The 19,722-nt window shown below is 37.4% G+C and carries 13 protein-coding genes; 7 read left to right on the top strand and 6 right to left on the bottom strand.

Features of this window, described 5'->3' with window-relative positions; genetic code table 11:
* Positions 1 to 19 precede the first annotated feature (19 nt).
* The 6 genes from zwf to rnr form a co-directional block, all read right to left on the bottom strand.
* Positions 20 to 1,549, bottom strand: coding sequence for a glucose-6-phosphate dehydrogenase (zwf, locus tag CLV62_RS04685; RefSeq protein ID WP_110309633.1), 1,530 nt, complete (start codon positions 1,547 to 1,549; stop codon positions 20 to 22).
* 88 nt (positions 1,550 to 1,637) lie between these two features.
* A complete protein-coding gene (gene gnd, locus CLV62_RS04680; protein WP_110309632.1) occupies positions 1,638 to 2,534 on the bottom strand; it encodes a phosphogluconate dehydrogenase (NAD(+)-dependent, decarboxylating) in 897 nt (298 codons plus the stop codon).
* 296 nt (positions 2,535 to 2,830) lie between these two features.
* Positions 2,831 to 3,577 carry a 2,3-diphosphoglycerate-dependent phosphoglycerate mutase gene (gpmA, locus tag CLV62_RS04675; RefSeq protein ID WP_110309631.1) on the bottom strand — a complete coding sequence of 249 codons (747 nt, stop codon included), beginning with the start codon at positions 3,575 to 3,577 and terminating at the stop codon, positions 2,831 to 2,833.
* A 201-nt stretch (positions 3,578 to 3,778) separates the two neighbouring features.
* Positions 3,779 to 4,774 carry a hypothetical protein gene (locus tag CLV62_RS04670; protein ID WP_110309630.1) on the bottom strand — a complete coding sequence of 332 codons (996 nt, stop codon included), beginning with the start codon at positions 4,772 to 4,774 and terminating at the stop codon, positions 3,779 to 3,781.
* A gap of 89 nt (positions 4,775 to 4,863) precedes the next feature.
* The gene (locus CLV62_RS04665) at positions 4,864 to 6,300 is read right to left on the bottom strand and encodes an MBOAT family O-acyltransferase (RefSeq protein WP_110309629.1); all 1,437 of its coding nucleotides are present in this window, start codon (positions 6,298 to 6,300) and stop codon (positions 4,864 to 4,866) included.
* 214 nt (positions 6,301 to 6,514) lie between these two features.
* Positions 6,515 to 8,662 carry a ribonuclease R gene (rnr, locus tag CLV62_RS04660; protein ID WP_110309628.1) on the bottom strand — a complete coding sequence of 716 codons (2,148 nt, stop codon included), beginning with the start codon at positions 8,660 to 8,662 and terminating at the stop codon, positions 6,515 to 6,517.
* Positions 8,663 to 8,852: 190 nt separating this feature from the next.
* Here rnr and CLV62_RS04655 point away from each other — a divergent pair, with 190 nt between their 5' ends.
* The 7 genes from CLV62_RS04655 (at position 8,853) to infB (ending at position 19,693) form a co-directional block, all read left to right on the top strand.
* Positions 8,853 to 10,040, top strand: coding sequence for a DUF418 domain-containing protein (locus tag CLV62_RS04655; protein WP_110309627.1), 1,188 nt, complete (start codon positions 8,853 to 8,855; stop codon positions 10,038 to 10,040).
* A gap of 47 nt (positions 10,041 to 10,087) precedes the next feature.
* Complete coding sequence (locus tag CLV62_RS04650) at positions 10,088 to 11,095, top strand: NAD-dependent epimerase/dehydratase family protein (RefSeq protein ID WP_110309626.1); 1,008 nt, start codon at positions 10,088 to 10,090, stop codon at positions 11,093 to 11,095.
* Between the two features lie 5 nt (positions 11,096 to 11,100).
* Complete coding sequence (locus CLV62_RS04645) at positions 11,101 to 12,825, top strand: ABC transporter ATP-binding protein (RefSeq protein WP_110309625.1); 1,725 nt, start codon at positions 11,101 to 11,103, stop codon at positions 12,823 to 12,825.
* 66 nt (positions 12,826 to 12,891) lie between these two features.
* The gene (locus tag CLV62_RS04640) at positions 12,892 to 14,658 is read left to right on the top strand and encodes an ABC transporter ATP-binding protein (RefSeq protein WP_110309624.1); all 1,767 of its coding nucleotides are present in this window, start codon (positions 12,892 to 12,894) and stop codon (positions 14,656 to 14,658) included.
* 138 nt (positions 14,659 to 14,796) lie between these two features.
* Positions 14,797 to 15,264: a ribosome assembly cofactor RimP gene (gene rimP / locus CLV62_RS04635; protein WP_110309623.1), complete on the top strand. Its 468-nt coding sequence runs from the start codon at positions 14,797 to 14,799 to the stop codon at positions 15,262 to 15,264.
* Between the two features lie 2 nt (positions 15,265 to 15,266).
* Complete coding sequence (nusA, locus tag CLV62_RS04630; RefSeq protein WP_110309622.1) at positions 15,267 to 16,523, top strand: transcription termination factor NusA; 1,257 nt, start codon at positions 15,267 to 15,269, stop codon at positions 16,521 to 16,523.
* 200 nt (positions 16,524 to 16,723) lie between these two features.
* Positions 16,724 to 19,693, top strand: coding sequence for a translation initiation factor IF-2 (gene infB, locus CLV62_RS04625; RefSeq protein WP_110309621.1), 2,970 nt, complete (start codon positions 16,724 to 16,726; stop codon positions 19,691 to 19,693).
* Positions 19,694 to 19,722: the final 29 nt, after the last annotated feature.

The raw sequence follows: 19,722 nt of genomic DNA, 5'->3' as shown, positions 1-19,722 counted from the left end.
TAATAAAAAGGTCTGAGACCTATAATTCGCAATATATACCATCGTCTGACAGATTCTTACACGGATATCTCCACGTCATATTTTCACCTTCAATCAAACCATCGGCACACTCAGGTCCCCACGATCCGCAAGGATATCCATACAATGGAGCATTCGGATTTGTTTCCCAATAATCAAGTATGGGCTGAACAAATTTCCACGCAAATTCCAATGCATCACCACGAGTATATAAAGTAGAGTCTCCCAACATAGCATCAAGCAACAAACGCTCGTATGCTCCCGGAACATAAGTATCCTGAAGTTGAGAATAGTGAAAATCCATATTCACTTCCTTCACCTTATACCCATTACCCGGAACCTTCATTCCCGTTTTCAATAAGATACCCTCATCAGGATGTATACGTATTACCAATACATTTCCATCACTGCAATATTCTTTATTGTCAACAAACAGGTTAAGTGGCGTGGGTTTAAAATGGATAACTATTTCAGAAACACGGGTTGGCAGATGCTTTCCGGTACGAACATAGAAAGGTACACCACCCCAACGCCAGTTATCGATAAACATCTTCATTGCCACATAAGTCTCGGTACGGGAATTAGGGTCTACCCCTTTTTCCTCTCTATAACCTTTTTGAGGTACACGTTTTACATTTGCTGCCGTATATTGTCCTCTTATTACATTATTCTGAATATCTACATGGCTCAAAGGACGCAACGCTTGAAACACTTTCAGTTTTTCATTTCTGATAGCATCCGATTCAATCACCGTAGGCGGCTCCATTGCCACTAAAGCCAGTAACTGAAATAAGTGGTTCTGAATCATATCGCGCATTGCCCCCGAATGATCATAATATCCTCCCCTGTTTTCGACACCGATACTTTCAGCAGCCGTAATCTCTACATGATGAATGTAATTCCGATTCCATAAAGGCTCATAGATACTATTGGAGAAACGAGTAACCAAAAGATTTTGTACCGTTTCTTTGCCTAAATAATGATCCATGCGGTATATTTGATGCTCCTCGTAATCATTCAACAAACTTTTGTTGAGTTCTACTGCCGATTTCAAGTCCGTACCAAAAGGTTTTTCAATAACAATCCTTCTGATTTTACCTTTACTCTCATTTAATCCCTCCTGAGCCAAAAATTTTGGTATCAAAGGGTATAAATTAGGAGGAGTGGACAGATAAAACAGGTAATTACCATCTGTTCCTTTTTCGGAATCAAACTCATTCAATCGAGATGTCAGTTTCGAGTATTCAGTACCATCATCCGTATTTATTGAAAGATAGAAAAGTTTTTCAGCAAAAGTATTCACTTCTTTTTCAGGCGCATCCTTAGATATCGAAAACTGACGGATACCGTCAATCATCTTCTCTTTGAATGATTCATCAGTAAATGAACTACGTGCAACGCCCAACACAACAAAGTTATCGGGCAAAGATTTTTGCTTATACAGGTCGAAAAGAGCCGGAACTAATTTGCGGTATGTCAGGTCGCCCGACGCACCAAAAATTACCAAGACCTGATCTTTTATTTTTTTCATAAACTTACTAAGTAGTTACAAGTAATCAGTTACAAGTTACAAGTAAACGAGTTGGCAAAACTGCTAACTGTTGACTGCTAACTGACTGTTAGTCTTTTTTTATCTCATGACCGCCAAACTGATTTCTCATGGCAGACAATAACTTATATGCGTAAGAGTCGTTTTCTCTTGATTCGAAACGAGTAAATAACGATGCAGTAATTGCATGGGCAGGTACATCAAAATCAATAGCAGTTTGTACAGTCCAACGACCTTCTCCACTATCCGAAACGTATGGTTTGATACCATCCAGTTCTTCGTTTCCTTCCAATGCGTTACCGATCAACTCAAGTAACCATGAACGAACTACCGAACCTTGCATCCACACACGAGAGATCTTTTCCAGATCCACATCATATGGAGATTTTTTCATAATCTCGAAACCTTCGGCATAAGCCTGCATCATTCCATATTCGATACCATTGTGAACCATTTTCACCATGTGTCCCGAACCACTTTCTCCACAACGGATATATCCGTTCTCAGGAGCTAATGCCTTGAAGATAGGCTCTGCGAAATCGCAAGCACCTTTTTCGCCACCATACATCAAACAGTATCCGTTTTGAAGACCCCAAACACCGCCACTAGTACCGCAATCTATATAATGAATGCCCTTTTCGGCAACTTTTTTTCCACGTTCTACAGTTTCTCTCCAGTAACTGTTTCCACCGTCAACAATAATATCGTCTTTGCTTAATAAAGAAACAAGTTCTGCAATATTTTCTTCTACTGGTTTTCCGGCAGGAACCATCAACCACACTAATTTACGTCCGTCTAATTTTCCGACTAAGTCAGTCAAGTCTTTGGCAGCTACTGCACCTTTGCTTACAGCCTCATCTACTTCTTTTGAAGTTAAGTTATAAACTACAACCTCATGTCCATGATTCAACAGGCGTTCAACCATTTTTCCACCCATCTTGCCTAAGCCTACAAATCCGATTTTCATATTTTATAAGTTTTGATATTATTTTACGTACTGTGTAATATTATTGAACATCTAAATTAGTGATTTGTTGAAGATATCCGGCCATTTAAAATAAATAATCTTTAATTGTTTTTCACTAAAAGGACAAGACTCTGATATAAAGCCTTTTGATCACAAATAATTAATGATTGGTTTTATTTATAAAATAATAACCCATCATAAATAAAACCAAATACCTAGACTATATATTCACTAAATAAAAAAGCCGTTACCTATTTAAGTAACGGCTTTCCTGAGGCTTGAAAAGTCTCTAAAACTTATTTCTTTTTTCCTTGATTAGCTACAGCATCCATCAAAGCTTTGATTTCTTCTGGATCACCTAAGAACTCATCGTTTACAAGATTGAAGTTATCATCAAACTCGAATAGATAAGGAACAGCAGTAGGCAAATTCAATGAAACGATATCTGCATCAGAAATTCCTTTTAAATGTTTGATAATACCACGAAGGCTGTTACCATGAGCAGCAACAATAATCTCATCATGATTTTTCAATGACGGGAAAATGACATCATTCCAGTAAGGAAGGATTCTTTCTACCGTATCTTTTAGAGACTCTGTTAATGGAAGATCTTTTTTATCTACGTCTTTGTAACGGGGATCAAGATAAGGAGAGCGAGGATCGTCAGCATCCAAAGCTGTTGGAGGAACATCGTAGCTGCGTCTCCAGATAAGTACTTGCTCATCGCCATACTTTTCAGCAGTTTCAGCTTTATTTAAACCTTGAAGCATACCGTAATGCTTTTCGTTCAAACGCCACGATTTTTCAACAGGAATCCAGTCTAAATCCATTTGATCTAAGATGGTATTCAATGTTTTATTAGCTCTCTTCAAATATGAAGTATACGCTTTTTCAAATTTAAACCCTTGTTCTTTCAAAAGTTTTCCGGCTTTGATTGCCTCTTTAGTACCTGTTTCTGTTAAATCAACATCAGTCCAACCGGTAAATCTGTTTTCTAAATTCCAAACACTTTCACCGTGGCGGATCAATACAACTTTTTTCATATCTTTTTTTTGTTTTAGGTTTTCTTCAAAAATAAGGTCATAGACCTGTCTAATGCCTCAGCGGCATATTTATCAAAATTAGTCATAATTAGAAAATATCGCAATAGGCAAGTAATGTAAAATATTTAATGTTACATTTTATGTCTATAACAATCTATGATTATAGCACTTACCAAATCAGTAAAAAGGTCTGAAACCTTATCATTTCCCATAAATTATATTCATAATACTATCCCCGATAAAAGGTCTGAAATGCGACTCTTCGTAATAATTGTATTTAGAGGTAGTAAACTTATTTCTTCCTGAGAAATCGTAAACATTATCACTTCCAAATACCTCCCAGATCACTTCCATATCCTTAGGATTAAATTTCACCTGAGAATAAAGCGGATTAATAACTACTTTGTATTTCGTATTATGTTTCAATAAAATCTCTTTAATTCCACGAAGAGCCTCTTTATGGAGTGGGTCTATTCGGGTAAAAGGACTTATTATCAAGCTATCAGTTACAGTATAAAACAAGGGCGAATCATAATAATCAGGCTCGTTTTCAATCCGTTTTTCCAAATCCGATCTAAACGGACGATTCGTTTTCGGGTCAAATGTTGCTTCAACTGTATAATAGTGTTTCCGGGTATAACTATTATTTATTCCGAAAATACGATTAGCATAAAGTGAAATAATAAAGCCGGGGTCAAGATAGGACAGAAAATGAATCTTGTGAAAGTCGTACCAACTTTCCCTTGACAATGAAGGATGCTCAACATATAAAAACCAAGGATCGCTTAATGTATTATTAAAAGTAAAATCTACATCAATAGCTATAAGGGCATTTTTAATATCAATATCTAATGAATCCAAAAATCTTAATTTATGATACATACCCTGAATTTTCTCTCCATATGCATCAAAAGAATACACTTTTGCATCTGCACCCAGATGCTGCTTCCATGAATCTATATTATATCCGAATATACGCGAACTACCAAAAATAAATGAATTATAATTTTCTTTTTTATAGTTTTTCAAAAACATTTCAGTAGAGATATACCCCCGGTTTACCTGAAGAGAAGAATAACGATCATAAGATTGTACTACTTTAAAGGGGTCGTATACAATATACCCAGCCACTAACAATACAAAGATTATTATCGGTAAGACCAGAAAACGTAATACTTTTTTTAAGAAAGTCACCATTCTTTAAGTAATCTAAATAATTATGCTTTTTATCACTATAACTATCTTTGGTTGTAATACTAACCTTAGCAGTAAAAAGGTCTGAGACCTTAAAATTGAAAATATATAAACTGTTGCTCACTACCGCTTAAACAAAGTATAGCGAGTATAATTAAATAATAGAAAGTCCAACTAATAGAACGCTTCCACGTTAATGTAAGTTTCTCCAGAGCATATTTATTTTCCCGTCCCAACCATTCGATAACCATAAATACAACCACTATCAGTATCACTTTTCCTGATATGACATCCGGTTTCTGGAATAAAGATGCAGAAAAGATTTCTTTGATATATAAAAAAGCATCCGTTATAGACTCAGCTCTAAAAAACACCCATGCTAAACTGGCTAAGCAAAAAGTCAAAATCAACTGAAAGGATTCTCTTATAGACGGAAGAATTCGTCCTTCGGCAACTGTATCCAAATTTTTCCGATTGGTCTTAAATAGGATGGAAGGCATAATAAACAAAGCGTTCAATCCACCCCAAGCAAGAAATGTCCAATTAGCTCCATGCCAGAAGCCACTGACTAAAAAGATAATAAATGTATTACGAACAGTCTTAGCCATACCTCCACGGCTACCTCCTAATGGAAAATATAAATAATCTCTAAACCAGGAAGATAGCGAAATGTGCCAACGTCTCCAAAATTCGGCAATATCTCTGGAGAAATAAGGAAAACGGAAATTCTGTAACAACTCAAATCCTAATAGACGAGCCGATCCTAAAGCAATATCGGAATACCCCGAAAAATCGCCATATATCTGAATGGCAAACAACATAGCTCCGAGAGCTAACGTACTGCCTGAATATTGTTCATGATTATTGAATATCATATTTGCCAGTTCTGCACAATTATCCGCTACCACTACTTTTTTAAACAAACCCCAAAGAATTTGTCTCAAGCCGTCTACAGCTTTCGAATAATGAAATACACGAGGCTTTTCTACCTGAGGAAGTAAATGCGTAGCTCTTTCGATAGGGCCTGCAACCAATAAGGGGAAGAAACTCACAAACAGCGAATAATCGATCCAGTTACGGGTTGGCTTTATTTTCCCGAAATAAATGTCAAACACATACGACAGTCCATGAAATGTGTAGAACGAAATACCTACAGGTAGGATAATATTAAGAGTAGTCATATGAGGCGTGAAACCTGCAGACGACAGTAATTCGGCAAATGATTCAATAAAAAAATTGTAGTACTTAAAAAAGCCGAGAAATCCTAAATTTAGCCCGACACTCAAAATTAGCCAGAATTTCTTTTTCGAAGTTCCACTAGCTTCAGCGATTTTCAATCCGGAGACGTAATCCAGAAAAGTAGAAAATGCAAGCAAAAACATAAAACGCCAATCCCAGCAACCATAAAAGAAATAGCTACAAACTGCTAGAAATATATTCTGCCATTTTAATGATTTGTTAAGAACAAACCAATAAAGAAAAAATACAAAAATAAAGAATACAGCGAATCCGGCCGAGTTAAATAACATTCAGTGTTCTTAGATAAGTAATAGTAAATATTTATTGCTATGCTTTAAACTATAACTGCCTTTGGTTGTCATAGTTGACAAAGCAATAAAAAGCTCTGCGAGCTTAAATACCATAAAAAAACTCAAAGCACTTAAACAAGATCACAAACTTAATTTGTTACACAGATTAAATTTGTGATCTTATCTATGAGACTGCAAAATTAAAAAATTCATTTTACTCTACAATAGTAAAATCCAATTGCTTTCTTTCCAGATTAGCCCTGACCACCTTCACATTGATCTCATCACCCAAACGATACTCTTTGCGGGTACGGCGACCTCTCAGACAATAGTTCTTCTCATCGAATTCATAGAAGTCATCATCAAGTTCACGCATAGGTACTAATCCTTCACATTTATTCTCCTCTATTTCGGCATAAACACCCCACTCTGCAACTCCCGAAATCACAGCCTTAAACACACGCCCTATTTTGTCCGACATGTATTCTACCTGCTTGTATTTGATAGAAGCACGCTCGGCATTCGCTGCCAATTGTTCCATATCAGAACAATGCTTACACTCATTCTCGGTTTGTTGTTCGCTCACACTGCGTCCACCTTCCATGTAATGAGTCAACAGACGATGCACCATCATATCTGGATAACGGCGGATAGGTGACGTAAAGTGAGTATAATAATCAAATGCCAATCCGTAGTGACCAATATTAGAGGTCGAATATACAGCCTTAGCCATTGCCCTAATGGCAATTGTAGAAATTAAGTTTTCTTCCGGCTTATTATGTACATCATCCAATAGTTGATTGATCGATTTTGCTACAGCTGTATTACTGCCGTCAATTTTCACTTTATATCCAAAGCGACGTATAAATTGTGCCAAACTCTCCATCTTCTCAGGATTAGGTACATCATGTATACGGTATACAAATGTTTTTGCTTTTTTGCCCTTAGCTACTTTTCCGATAAATTCGGCTACAGTTCTATTAGCAAGAAGCATAAACTCTTCAATCAGTTTATTAGAATCTTTTTGCTCTTTGAAATATACACTCAAAGGTTTTCCATCAGGGTCGATTTCGAAACGAACTTCTTCACGTTCAAAAGCGATAGATCCGTTTTCGAAGCGTTTTGCACGCAATTTTTTCGCCAATTCGTCCAACTTAAGAACATCGTCTTTGAAATCTCCTTTTCCTGTCTCTATTATATCTTGAGCCTCTTCGTAAGTGAATCTTCTGTCTGAGTTGATAACAGTACGTCCGATTCTGTATTTTTTGATATCCGCTTTATCATTCAATTCGAAGATAGCCGAATAGCACAATTTCTCTTCATTCGGACGAAGCGAACATAATCCATTACTCAATCTTTCGGGTAACATAGGGATGGTACGGTCAACCAAGTAAACAGAGGTTGCACGTTCTTCACCCTCTTTATCGATAATACCTCCCGGAATTACATAATGAGTTACATCGGCAATATGCACACCGATTTCCCAGTTTCCATTTTCCAATTGACGGATAGAAAGAGCATCATCAAAGTCTTTCGCATCACGAGGGTCAATAGTGAATGTAGTGACCGAACGGAAATCTTCGCGTTTCGCAATTTCTTCTGCGGTTATTACATCCGATATTTTCTCAGCCTCAGCTGTTACATTTTCAGGATATTTATAAGGCAAACCAAACTCAGCCAAGATAGCGTGCATTTCTGCATTGTTGGTTCCTGCTTCTCCCAATACATCCAATACTTCCCCTACCGGATTTTTAGCACGTTCAGGCCATTCAACAATTTCCACCAAAGCTTTATCTCCGGTTTTCCCCCCTTTAAGTTTCTCTCTGGGAATAAAAATATCATTAGCCAGAATTTTACTATCCATTTCGAGAAAAGCAAAATGCTTTTGAACATTAAGAGTTCCTACAAAACGAGTTTGTTTTCTTTCTAATATCTCAACAATCTCTCCTTCCGAACCTCTGCCTTTACGCTTAGCCAACATCTGAATGCGAACTTTGTCTCCATTCATGGCATGAGCCGAATTACGTTCGGCTACAAATACATTTTCGCTGCCATCTTCGGGTACAAAAAAGTTTTTGCCATTGCTTCGTCTCTCAAATTTACCTTCGAGTAAAACTCCTCTGGTATTCGATTTATACTTGCCCTTGCTTGTTTCTGTTATAAAGGCATCCTCTACCAAATCTTCGAGTATAGACATCAACATCAAACGCTCTGGTTGTTTCTTGATGCCTATTTCGGCTCCGATTTGTTTATAATTGTAAGAATTGCTTGTATTATTATTGAAAAAGGCGATAGTAGCAGCAACTATATCGCTTTTCTTTCTCCTTGGCGCTGTCTTTTGAGGTATCTTATCTATGCTCATACAATGTGTATTTTCTATTTTTAATAAATACAAATATAATCATTCGGATTTATTCTGACTTACAATCGCTCACAAAGTCTATCTTAACTTCAATAATTAACCGTATAGATTTTTTTTAATACATTTGACAAACCTTATCAGATAACAGTTCCAAACCGATTATTATTAAACCTAAAAAACACGTATTTGTATGCAGCAAGAATTAGCAGGAAAAACACCTCGTATAGAAATGGTAGATGCATTACGCGGATTTGCCGTAATAGCAATAGTATTAATCCACAGTGTCGAACATTTTATCTATCCCGTTTATCCTGATCCTATAACACAACCTGAGTGGCTTAATATCCTCGACAAAGGAGTCTTCAGCGTTATATTTTCTTTAATTGCCGGAAAAGGTTATGCTATTTTCTCTATTCTTTTCGGGTTTACTTTTGCAATTCAATTCAGAAACCAACAAAATAAAGGCAACGATTTTGGAGTCCGTTTTTTATGGCGATTATTACTTCTTGCAGGATTTGCGACATTAAACGCTATGTTTTTTCCAGGTGGAGACGTTTTGCTTTTATATGCAATTGTAGGTGTAATTCTTTTTGTGGTCAGGAAATGGAACGATAAAGCCATCTTCATTGTTACCATACTTCTTTTATTACAACCTATGCAATGGTTTTATTACATATCCGGACTTGTCAACCCTGAGTTCACTTTACCCGAACAAATCAATGGAGCTCTTTATGCTCAAATTATAGAAATCAATAAATCAGGAGAATTCCTCCCTTTCATTTGGGCAAATATCACTACAGGGCAATTAGCCAGTTTTTTATGGGCTGTAGAAGGCGGGCGCTTCTTACAAACTGCAGGATTGTTTCTTTTAGGATTACTCATTTCTCGCAGACAACTATTTAATTCAACTCCTGAGAATATAAAATTCTGGACTAAAACTCTAATTGTCTGTGCAATTCTATTTGCTCCGATGTATCAATTAAAAGTTGAATTATTAGACACAAATAGTGACCTGTTTATAAAAAACACGGTAGGTGTAATCTTCGATATGTGGCAAAAACTATTATTCACATTTGTGCTTATCGCCTCTTTTATTATCCTTTATCAGAAAGAAGCCTTTCAGAAAAAAATATCATGGTTTCGAGTTTATGGAAAAATGAGTCTTACCAATTATATATCCCAATCGTTTATAGGGGCACTTATATTTTTCCCTATCGGATTAAACCTCTCTCCTTATTGTGGTTTCACTAACAGCTTGATCGTAGGATGTATCATTGTTGCTCTTCAATTGCAGTTTTGCAAATGGTGGCAAAAATCGCACAAACAAGGACCGCTTGAGAAAATATGGCACAAACTTACATGGATCGGACAAAAATAAGTTTGTACTTTTGCATGTTTTAAGAAATTTCAACAAGTCATGCACAAATGAAAAAAATAATAATAACAGGAGCCAGCGGTTTTATTGGTAGTTTCTTGGTGGAAAAGGCTTTGAAGCTTGGATTTCAAACATGGGCCGGTGTAAGGAAAAGCAGCAGTCGAGAATATCTACAAGACAGCAATATATTGTTTATAGAACTGAACTTTGGCAATAAAGAAAAACTGGTTGAGCAATTAAAAGAATTTAAAGATCTGTTTGGGCATATTGATTATATCATTCACAATGCAGGCATAACCAAATGTCTTGATCCAAAAGATTTCGATCGTATCAATTATCAAAATACAGTAAACTTTGTAGAAGCATTGCAAGAGGCAGACTGTGTTCCATCGAAATTTCTTTTAATGAGCAGTCTCAGTTCTTTTGGCGTTGGTGATGAAATTAATTACACTCCTATCAAATTGACTGATACACCGCATCCTAATACAGCATATGGTATCAGCAAACTAAAAGCGGAACAATATTTGCAAAACACTACCGGTTTCCCATATATGATACTCCTCCCGACCGGAGTTTACGGCCCTCGGGAAAAAGATTACTTTCTGATGTTGAAAACCGTAAAATCGGGATTAGACGTCGGCGCAGGATTCAAACCTCAGCATCTGACTTTCATCTATGTAAAAGATTTGGTAGATGCCGCTTTTTTGGCATTGGAAAGCCCACTTTCCAATCGGAGTTATTTTGTAGCTGACGGCGACGTACATACCGACAAAGAATACACTGCTTTAGTAAAAAAAGTATTAGGTAAGAAACATGTCCTAAGCATCAAAATACCACTTTGGATATTGAAACTTGTCTCAATCGTAGCAGAAAGTATCGCGCGGATAACAAAGAAACCATCTACACTCAATCGTGACAAATACAAGATAATGAAACAACGCAACTGGGTATGCGACATTGAACCTTTAAGACAGGATTTGCGTTTTACACCTCAGTACAACCTTGAGCGTGGCTTAACGGAATCGGTAAACTGGTACAAAGAAAACGGTTGGCTATAAGTAAGATGAAAAGATACTGGCAAATCCTGAAGAAATACAAACTTAGCTTAATAATCAGTCCTTTTCTGGTTCTGATTTATGTAGTGTGCGAAACAGTGCAACCTCTACTTATGGCCGATATTATCGATAATGGAGTCATGCCCCGAAACCTTTCAGTCATTACTGGAATCGGCGGATACATGATACTGATTTCAATAGTGGGGTTAGTTGCAAGTATACTCAACATATATGTTTCATCGCGAACTTCCATTGGATTTGGTACAGACCTGAGAACCGAACTTTTCAATAAGATACAGCACTTATCCTTTTCGGATATAGACCGTTTCAACTCCGCATCATTAATTACACGTCTCACCAACGACATTACCAAAATTCAGCAGGTGATACTGATATCGATGCGTATACTGTTACGATCTCCATTAATACTTTTCCTTGCCATATTTTTTGTCATCAAAATAAATGCAGATTTAGCACTGGTACTTATCGGAGTAATTCCCGTGCTGAGCATTAGCATATATCTTATACTGCGCAAGGGTTTTCCCTTGTTTATAAAAGTACAGCAAAAAGTAGATCATCTCAATGGTATAGTTCGTGAAAATCTGATAAATATACGTGTTGTAAAATCATTTGTCAGAGAAGATTTCGAAGCAAAGAAATTCGCCAACAGCAGCGAAGACTTGCGGGATATGGTTATCAGGGCATCCAATATTGTAGTTTCGGTATTTCCCGTTATGCAATTAATAATGAACATCTCAGTCATCTTGATTTTATGGATAGGCGGTCAAAAGGTAATATCAGGGAACTTGAAAGTAGGCGAGCTCATTTCTTTTGTCAATTATCTATCACAAATACTCCTATCACTGATGCTGCTATCGATGACAATTATGGCATTTGCACGGGCATCTGCCTCTTCAAAGCGAATCCTTGAAGTAATGGAGACCGAACGGTCTCTGACAAATACTCCCAAAGGCTTGCAAAACATTCACAAAATAGAAAAAGGAGAAGTCGCTTTTCACAATGTCAGCTTTCGCCATTATGGAGGCGAGAATGATGTTCTGCGGAATATCAATTTTCAGATCAAACAAGGTGAGACCATTGCCATTGTAGGAGCTACAGGATCGGCCAAAAGCTCTATGATACAACTCATCCCCCGGTTATACGATGCCACTTCGGGCAAAATACTGATCGACGGAGTAAATGTAAAAGACTATAATCTGGACGAAATACATGCCAAGATAGGGATGGTTCTACAAAAGAACGAACTTTTCTCGGGTACAATTATAGAAAACCTAAGGTGGGGTAAACCCGATGCAACGGACGAAGAGATAATAGAAGCAGCCAAAGCGGCAGAAGCTCACGATTTCATTTCTTCGTTTACAGATGGGTACAACACAAAATTAGGAAGAGGAGGTATCAATTTATCAGGAGGGCAAAAACAACGCATATGCATTGCACGGGCTTTATTGAGGAAACCTAAAATATTGATTATGGATGACAGTACAAGCGCTGTTGATTCAGATACTGAACAGAAAATACGAACCAACCTCAATAGAATGTTACAAAACACAACAGTATTTATCATAACCCAGAGAATCAACACTATGCAATCGGCAGATAGGGTTATAGTTCTCGAAGACGGAGAGATAGATGCAGTAGGTAAACCGTCCGAATTGATGGAAAGATCAAAAGTATATAAGGAAATATACAACTCGCAACAATTAGCATTCTAAGGTCACGGTTTTTTCACAAAAAAACAGGACTTGTAACTCGTAACTAATTACTTGTAACTATTGAATATGGCACACGGAGATCACTCAAAACCCATAGAAGAAGCGAAGGAAGGAAAAAAAACTTTCCTTCGCCTGATGTCGTATTTATCATGCGACCGTAGCCTTTTATATATTATTGCTCTCCTTATTATAGTGAGTATTATATCGAGCCTCTTAGGGTCGTATATGCTCCGCCCTATCATCAACGACTATATAATACCGGGCAATATACCGGGATTGTTCAAAATACTTTTATTACTTGCTGTTATATATTTAGTCGGTGTAATTGCCACATATATAGAATACAGACTGCTAAATAAAATAGGACAACGAACAGTTACACGTCTTCGAATGGAGCTATTCAAAAAAATGGAGATCTTGCCTATAAAATACTTTGACACACATCAGCATGGTGACTTAATGAGCCGCTACACCAACGATATAGATAAGATTAGCGATGTCTTAACCGATAGTCTATCCGACTTACTATCTAGTGCACTGACTCTTATAGGTATCATTTGCCTGATGCTTTACATAAGTCCTGTTCTCACATTGGTAAGTATGATCACTGTCCCCCTCATGTTTCTGAGTGCTAAACTGATTGTAAAGCAGAGTAAGAAATACTTCAAAGCCCAACAAGAAAAATTAGGCAAGGTAAACGGCTATATAGAAGAAATGATAAGCGGACAGAAAGTTATCAAAGTATTCGGGCATGAGAAAAAAGTAGAAGCCGATTTCGATACACTGAACCAAAACCTAAGAGGAAAAGCCGAAAAAGCTCAATTATATTCAGGTATGATGATGCCTATCATGCAAAACCTGAGTACGTTGAACTATGTAATTATTACTATCGTCGGAGCATTACTTGCCATTTTCAGAGGTTTTGATGTTGGCGGATTAGCTGCCTTTCTTCAATATTCAAGACAATTCGGACGTCCGATTAATGAACTTGCCAGTCTATATAACAACATACAGGCTGCAATAGCAGGTGCTGAACGTATCTTCGAAGTGATAGACGAAGCTCCCGAACCGGAAGATTCACCTAATGCGATTACACTCCCCCATATAAAAGGCGATGTAGTTATGAAAGATGTTTATTTTGGATATAAGCCTGAGAAAATAATATTAAAAGGAATCTCTCTAGAAGCAAAACCGGGAGAAAAAATAGCATTAGTCGGAACTACAGGCGCAGGAAAAACGACAATATTAAACATGTTTCCCCGTTTCTTTGACATCAAATCAGGAGAGATTACTATTGATGGTATTTCCACAAAAGAAATAAAACGCGAAAACCTAAGGCAATCAATGGCAATCGTTTTACAAGATACACATCTATTTACAGGTACCGTACGCGAAAATATCCGATTTGGCCGATTGGAAGCTACAGACCAAGAGGTCGAAGAAGCTGCAAAACTAACCGCTGCCCACTCTTTTATAAAACGCCTGCCACACGGATATGACACTATGCTTGAGAATGATGGAGCGAATCTAAGTCAGGGACAACGACAATTACTTAACATCGCCCGAGCCGCTGTAGCCAATCCTGCAATACTACTCTTGGATGAAGCCACAAGCAACATTGATACCAGAAGCGAACTTCTCATACAGAGAGGACTGGATAAGTTAATGGAAGGCAGAACCAGCTTTATTATCGCCCATAGGCTTTCCACAGTTCGGAATGTAGACAGAATATTAGTCCTCGAACACGGGCAGATTATAGAACAAGGCAGTCACAAAGAATTATTGGAGATGAAAGGAAAATATTATTCGCTGTATGAAGAACAGTTTAAGTGAGTCTTTGTTAGTTAATGATTCGAAAATAAAAAAGTCTTAAAATTTGGAATGTGATATATTTTCCATTATATTTGCATCAATATTAAAGGGGGAGGAGGCTAAAGCTTTCTCCTTTTTCATTCGTTGATATAAATACAGATGATTAATAAATTAGAAATACGAGATATCGCCGAAGACTTTCTGGTAAACTCCGATACGTTTTTAGTAGACGTAATCATAAGACCCGGAAATATTATTATTGTAGAAGTTGACAGCCAAGAAGGAGTCAGCCTGGAAGATTGCATTAAGTTAAGTAAACATATTGAATCGAAACTTGACCGTGATGCTGAAGATTTTGAACTGGAAGTGGGATCTGCAGGAGTAACCTCTCCCTTCAAGATAACCAGACAATATGAGGTAAACATAGGCAATGAGGTCGAAGTTTTGACTAAAGGAGGACAAAAAACGACAGGAGTACTCAAAAGCTGCGATGACAGTGCATTTACCGTGACTATCACCAAAATGGAAAAGCCCGAAGGAGCTAAACGTAAAGTAGCTGTTGAAGAAGATTTGTCTTTCAAATACGATGAAGTAAAATATACAAAATATCTAATCAGATTTAAATAACTATGGCTAAGAAAGAAGTTATAAGCATGATTGATACCTTTTCAGAATTTAAGGACCTGAAAAATATCGACCGTATGACAATGATAAGTGTTCTTGAAGACTCATTCCGCAATGTGATTGCGAAAATGTTTGGGACAGACGAGAATTACGATGTCATTATCAATCCTGACAAAGGAGACTTGGAAATCTGGCGCAATCGTACGATAGTAGAAGATGATGCACTGGAAGATCCAAATATAGAGATTTCTCTTTCCGAAGCTAAAAAAATAGATAAAGATTTTGAAGTCGGTGAAGATGTTACCGATGAAGTTTTCTTTGAAGACTTCGGACGCAGGGCGATCTTAAACTTACGCCAAACTTTGGCTTCAAAAATTCTTGAACTTCAAAAAGACAGCCTTTATAATAAATATAAAGAAAAGATTGGAGAGATTGTTTCCGGAGAGGTATACCAAATCTGGAAAAAAGAAATCCTTCTTTTAGATGACGATAAAGAGGAACTTTTACTACCTAAAACAGAACAAATCCCAAGTGACTTTTTCCGAAAAGGAGAGCACGTGAGAGCTGTAGTAGAAAGAGTTGACAATAAGAATAATAATCCTAAGATCATTCTTTCGAGAACTTCTCCTGTATTCTTGGAAAGATTATTCGAACTTGAAGTTCCCGAAATAAACGACGGATTAATAACAATAAAGAAAATAGCACGCATACCGGGCGAAAGAGCTAAAGTTGCCGTAGAATCGTACGACGACCGCATCGACCCCGTAGGAGCTTGTGTGGGAATGAAAGGATCACGTATACATGGTATCGTTCGTGAGTTGAGAAACGAAAACATCGACATCATCAACTACACATCGAACATGAACCTGTATATACAGAGAGCTTTAAGCCCTGCTAAAATCACTACTATCAAACTGAATGATGAAGAGAGAAAAGCTGAGGTATTCCTTCGCCCCGAAGAGGTTTCTCTTGCCATCGGTAAAGGTGGACTAAACATCAAACTGGCTAGTATGCTTACAGGATACACCATCGACGTATATCGTGACATCGATGAAGTTGACGAGGAGGATATCTACCTGGACGAATTCGGAGACGAAATAGACGAGTGGGTAATCGAGCAACTTAAGAAACTGGGATATGTAACTGCCAAGAGTATTCTTGCAGCCAGTAAAGAGACAATTGCAAAAGAAGCCGATCTGGAAGAAGATACCGTTGAGGAGCTTTTTGCTATTTTACGAGCAGAGTTTGAAGATGAAGAATAACTCTTATTTGGTAATTCTATGATTTCTTAATACTTTTGTATAATCCGAGTTAAGTAAAATATTTTATTTTGCAATTATAATTAACTTTGATTATTGTGCTTACCAAAGCAATAAAAAGGTCTGAGACCCTAAGTATTTGACGGATGCTCAAAAATTTATTCTTTTCAGCCTGTTCAATTTTCATGATTTAAAAAAAACGTATGTCTATAAGATTAATTAAAGTTTCAAAGGATTTGAATGTAGGGATCAATAGTCTTGTTGAATTCCTGCAGAAGAAAGGCTTTGCTGTCGAAGCAAATCCTAATACGAAGATTGACGATGAACAGTATGACCTTCTTGTAAATGAATTTGGCAAAGACAAGAAAATAAAACTAGCCTCCGATAGAAACAAAGAGTTACAAAAGGAAAAGAAGAAAGCTACTCATGACGATTCTTCGGAAGAAGAAGATGAGGATGATGTGGTAATTCCACAACACAGAAAGGTTGAGGAAATAAAAACAGTTGTACCGGAAGATATAAAACCACATATTCAGATTGTAGACAAAATCGATTTGGACAATCTAAACAAAAGTAAAAGTTCAACTTTGACAAAAGAAGAAAAGACAGAGGTAGTTGAGCCTCTACATGTTGAAAAAGAAGAAAGCAAACCTGTTGCTCAAAAAGAAGAGCTGGAAAAACAGGAAGAGAAAGTTGCTGCAAAAGCACCTGAAGTTGAGAAAACAGAGAAAGTTGAAAAAACCGTAGAAGAACCGATAATTGCAGAACCGGTAGTGGTTGCTGAAGTTAAAGAAGAAGCTAAGGTTGTTGTAACAGAAGAAAACACAACAGAAGCAGGTCAATCGAATTCGCCGGAAGGTGACGATGATGTATTCCGACTTAATAATCCTTCTATTAAATCGAATATTGTGCTAAAAGGTACTATTGACCTTAGTGCAATTAACGACAAAACTCGTCCTGCTAAAAAGACAAAAGCAGAAAAGAGAAAAGAACGTATTGATAAAGAATTATCTGACACGAAGAAAGTAAAAGAGAATACCGTTAAACTTTTGAAGAAAGAAAGCGTAGACGAACAAAAGAAAACTCTTAAGCTTGACGATCCGGATGATCCTGCAAGAAAGAAAAGAGCCCGTATCAAAAAAGGGAAAGTGGATATCGAGAAAGGTATTGCTGCTCCCGGAGGAACAAATCCTCACCTTCAAAAAGATAACAAGGCAAAACAAGTCAATACAAATGTACGCAGACCAATTCTTACACCTAAAGCAGCTGTAACAGAAGAGGACGTTCAAAAACAAATAAAAGAAACTCTTGCCAGACTAACCAACAAGGGAGGTAAGGCCAAAGGAGCTAAATATCGTAAAGAAAAAAGAGACGCTGTTTCTCAACGTCAACAAGAAGAGCTTGAACAACAAGAACAAGAGAGCAGAATTCTGAAGATTACCGAATTCGTTACAGCTAATGACTTAGCTAACATGATGAATGTTCCGGTAATTAAAGTAATCTCAACTTGTATGAGCATCGGTATGATGGTATCTATCAACCAACGTTTAGATGCAGAAACAATCAATATCGTTGCCGAAGAGTTCGGATTTAAGACTGAATACGTAAGCGCCGAGGTAGTTGAAGCAATCTCTGAAGAAGAAGATAATGAAGAAGACTTAGAGCCACGTGCACCAATCGTTACCGTAATGGGACACGTTGACCACGGTAAGACTTCATTACTGGATAGAATCCGTCAAACTAATGTTATTGCAGGTGAAGCGGGTGGTATCACTCAACACATCGGAGCATACAATGTAAAGCTTAAAGACGGCAGACCGATGACATTCCTCGATACTCCGGGTCACGAAGCCTTTACAGCGATGCGTGCCCGTGGTGCTAAAGTAACGGATATTGCGATTATCATTGTTGCAGCTGACGATAACGTTATGCCTCAGACAATAGAAGCAATCAACCATGCTGCCGCAGCCGGTGTACCAATGGTTTTTGCCATCAATAAAATAGATAAACCGGGAGCAAATCCTGAAAAAATAAAAGAAACTCTTGCAAACATGAACTACCTTGTAGAATCGTGGGGAGGAAAATACCAATCGCAAGAGATTTCAGCCAAACAAGGTATAGGTATTGATGAACTTTTAGAAAAAGTATTGTTAGAAGCTGAACTTCTTGAATTAAAAGCCAATCCTAACAAACGTGCAACAGGTTCTGTTATAGAATCCTCTCTGGATAAAGGACGTGGATACATCTCCACTATACTTGTTCAGAACGGAACATTAAAACAAGGAGATATTGTTTTAGCAGGAACTTATTTTGGACGTGTAAAAGCAATGTTTAACGAACGTAATCAACGAATCGAAACAGCTTTACCATCTGCACCCGTATTAATCTTAGGATTAAACGGAGCACCTCAGGCGGGAGACATGTTTCACGTTTTGGAATCGGAACAAGAAGCAAGAGATATTGCCAGCAAACGCGAACAATTGCAACGTGAACAAGGATTACGTACTCAGAAAATACTTACACTTGACGATATAGGCCGTCGTATTGCTATCGGTAACTTCCAACAATTAAATGTAATTGTGAAGGGTGACGTGGATGGATCGGTTGAAGCACTTTCCGACTCTTTAATACGTCTGTCTACCGAAGAAATACAAGTGAATGTTATTCACAAAGCAGTAGGAGCTATCTCCGAATCGGATATTACACTTGCCGCAGCATCTGATGCAATTGTAATTGGTTTCCAGGTACGTCCATCGGTTGCCGCCAGAAGAATAGCAGAAAAAGACGGAGTCGAAATTCGTTTATACTCTATCATCTATGATGCGATTGAAGAGATTACTGCTGCAATGGAAGGTATGTTATCACCCGATATCAAAGAAGAGATCACTGCAAACGTTGAAGTACGTGAAGTATTCAAAATTACCAAAGTCGGTACAGTTGCCGGTTGTATGGTGAAAGAAGGTAAGATTAAACGCTCTAATAAGATACGTATCATCCGCGATGGTATCGTGATCTACTCCGGGGATCTGGGCTCATTGAAACGTTTCAAAGACGATGTGAAAGAAGTTGCATTCGGATACGAATGTGGACTGAACATTCACAACTACAATGACCTGAAAGTTGGAGATATAATTGAAGCGTTTGAACAAATTGAAGTAAAGAAAACATTATAATAAAAAGATTTTATTATATTTGTAACCAT

The organism is Indolivaga alginatilytica (assembly GCF_003201355.1).
In the GTDB taxonomy this organism is placed as follows: domain Bacteria; phylum Bacteroidota; class Bacteroidia; order Bacteroidales; family Dysgonomonadaceae; genus Dysgonomonas_A; species Dysgonomonas_A alginatilytica.
Note: the sequence above shows the minus strand (reverse complement) of the source record. Positions and strands in the feature narration are given on the sequence as shown.

Bases quoted from the DNA above. Each gene is read 5' to 3' on its own strand.
- zwf (WP_110309633.1), bottom strand. From the start codon at position 1,549: ATGAAAAAAATAAAAGATCAGGTCTTGGTAATTTTTGGTGCGTCGGGC.
- gnd (WP_110309632.1), bottom strand. From the start codon at position 2,534: ATGAAAATCGGATTTGTAGGCTTAGGCAAGATGGGTGGAAAAATGGTT.
- gpmA (WP_110309631.1), bottom strand. From the start codon at position 3,577: ATGAAAAAAGTTGTATTGATCCGCCACGGTGAAAGTGTTTGGAATTTA.
- CLV62_RS04670 (WP_110309630.1), bottom strand. From the start codon at position 4,774: ATGGTGACTTTCTTAAAAAAAGTATTACGTTTTCTGGTCTTACCGATA.
- CLV62_RS04665 (WP_110309629.1), bottom strand. From the start codon at position 6,300: ATGTTATTTAACTCGGCCGGATTCGCTGTATTCTTTATTTTTGTATTT.
- rnr (WP_110309628.1), bottom strand. From the start codon at position 8,662: ATGAGCATAGATAAGATACCTCAAAAGACAGCGCCAAGGAGAAAGAAA.
- CLV62_RS04655 (WP_110309627.1), top strand. From the start codon at position 8,853: ATGCAGCAAGAATTAGCAGGAAAAACACCTCGTATAGAAATGGTAGAT.
- CLV62_RS04650 (WP_110309626.1), top strand. From the start codon at position 10,088: ATGAAAAAAATAATAATAACAGGAGCCAGCGGTTTTATTGGTAGTTTC.
- CLV62_RS04645 (WP_110309625.1), top strand. From the start codon at position 11,101: ATGAAAAGATACTGGCAAATCCTGAAGAAATACAAACTTAGCTTAATA.
- CLV62_RS04640 (WP_110309624.1), top strand. From the start codon at position 12,892: ATGGCACACGGAGATCACTCAAAACCCATAGAAGAAGCGAAGGAAGGA.
- rimP (WP_110309623.1), top strand. From the start codon at position 14,797: ATGATTAATAAATTAGAAATACGAGATATCGCCGAAGACTTTCTGGTA.
- nusA (WP_110309622.1), top strand. From the start codon at position 15,267: ATGGCTAAGAAAGAAGTTATAAGCATGATTGATACCTTTTCAGAATTT.
- infB (WP_110309621.1), top strand. From the start codon at position 16,724: ATGTCTATAAGATTAATTAAAGTTTCAAAGGATTTGAATGTAGGGATC.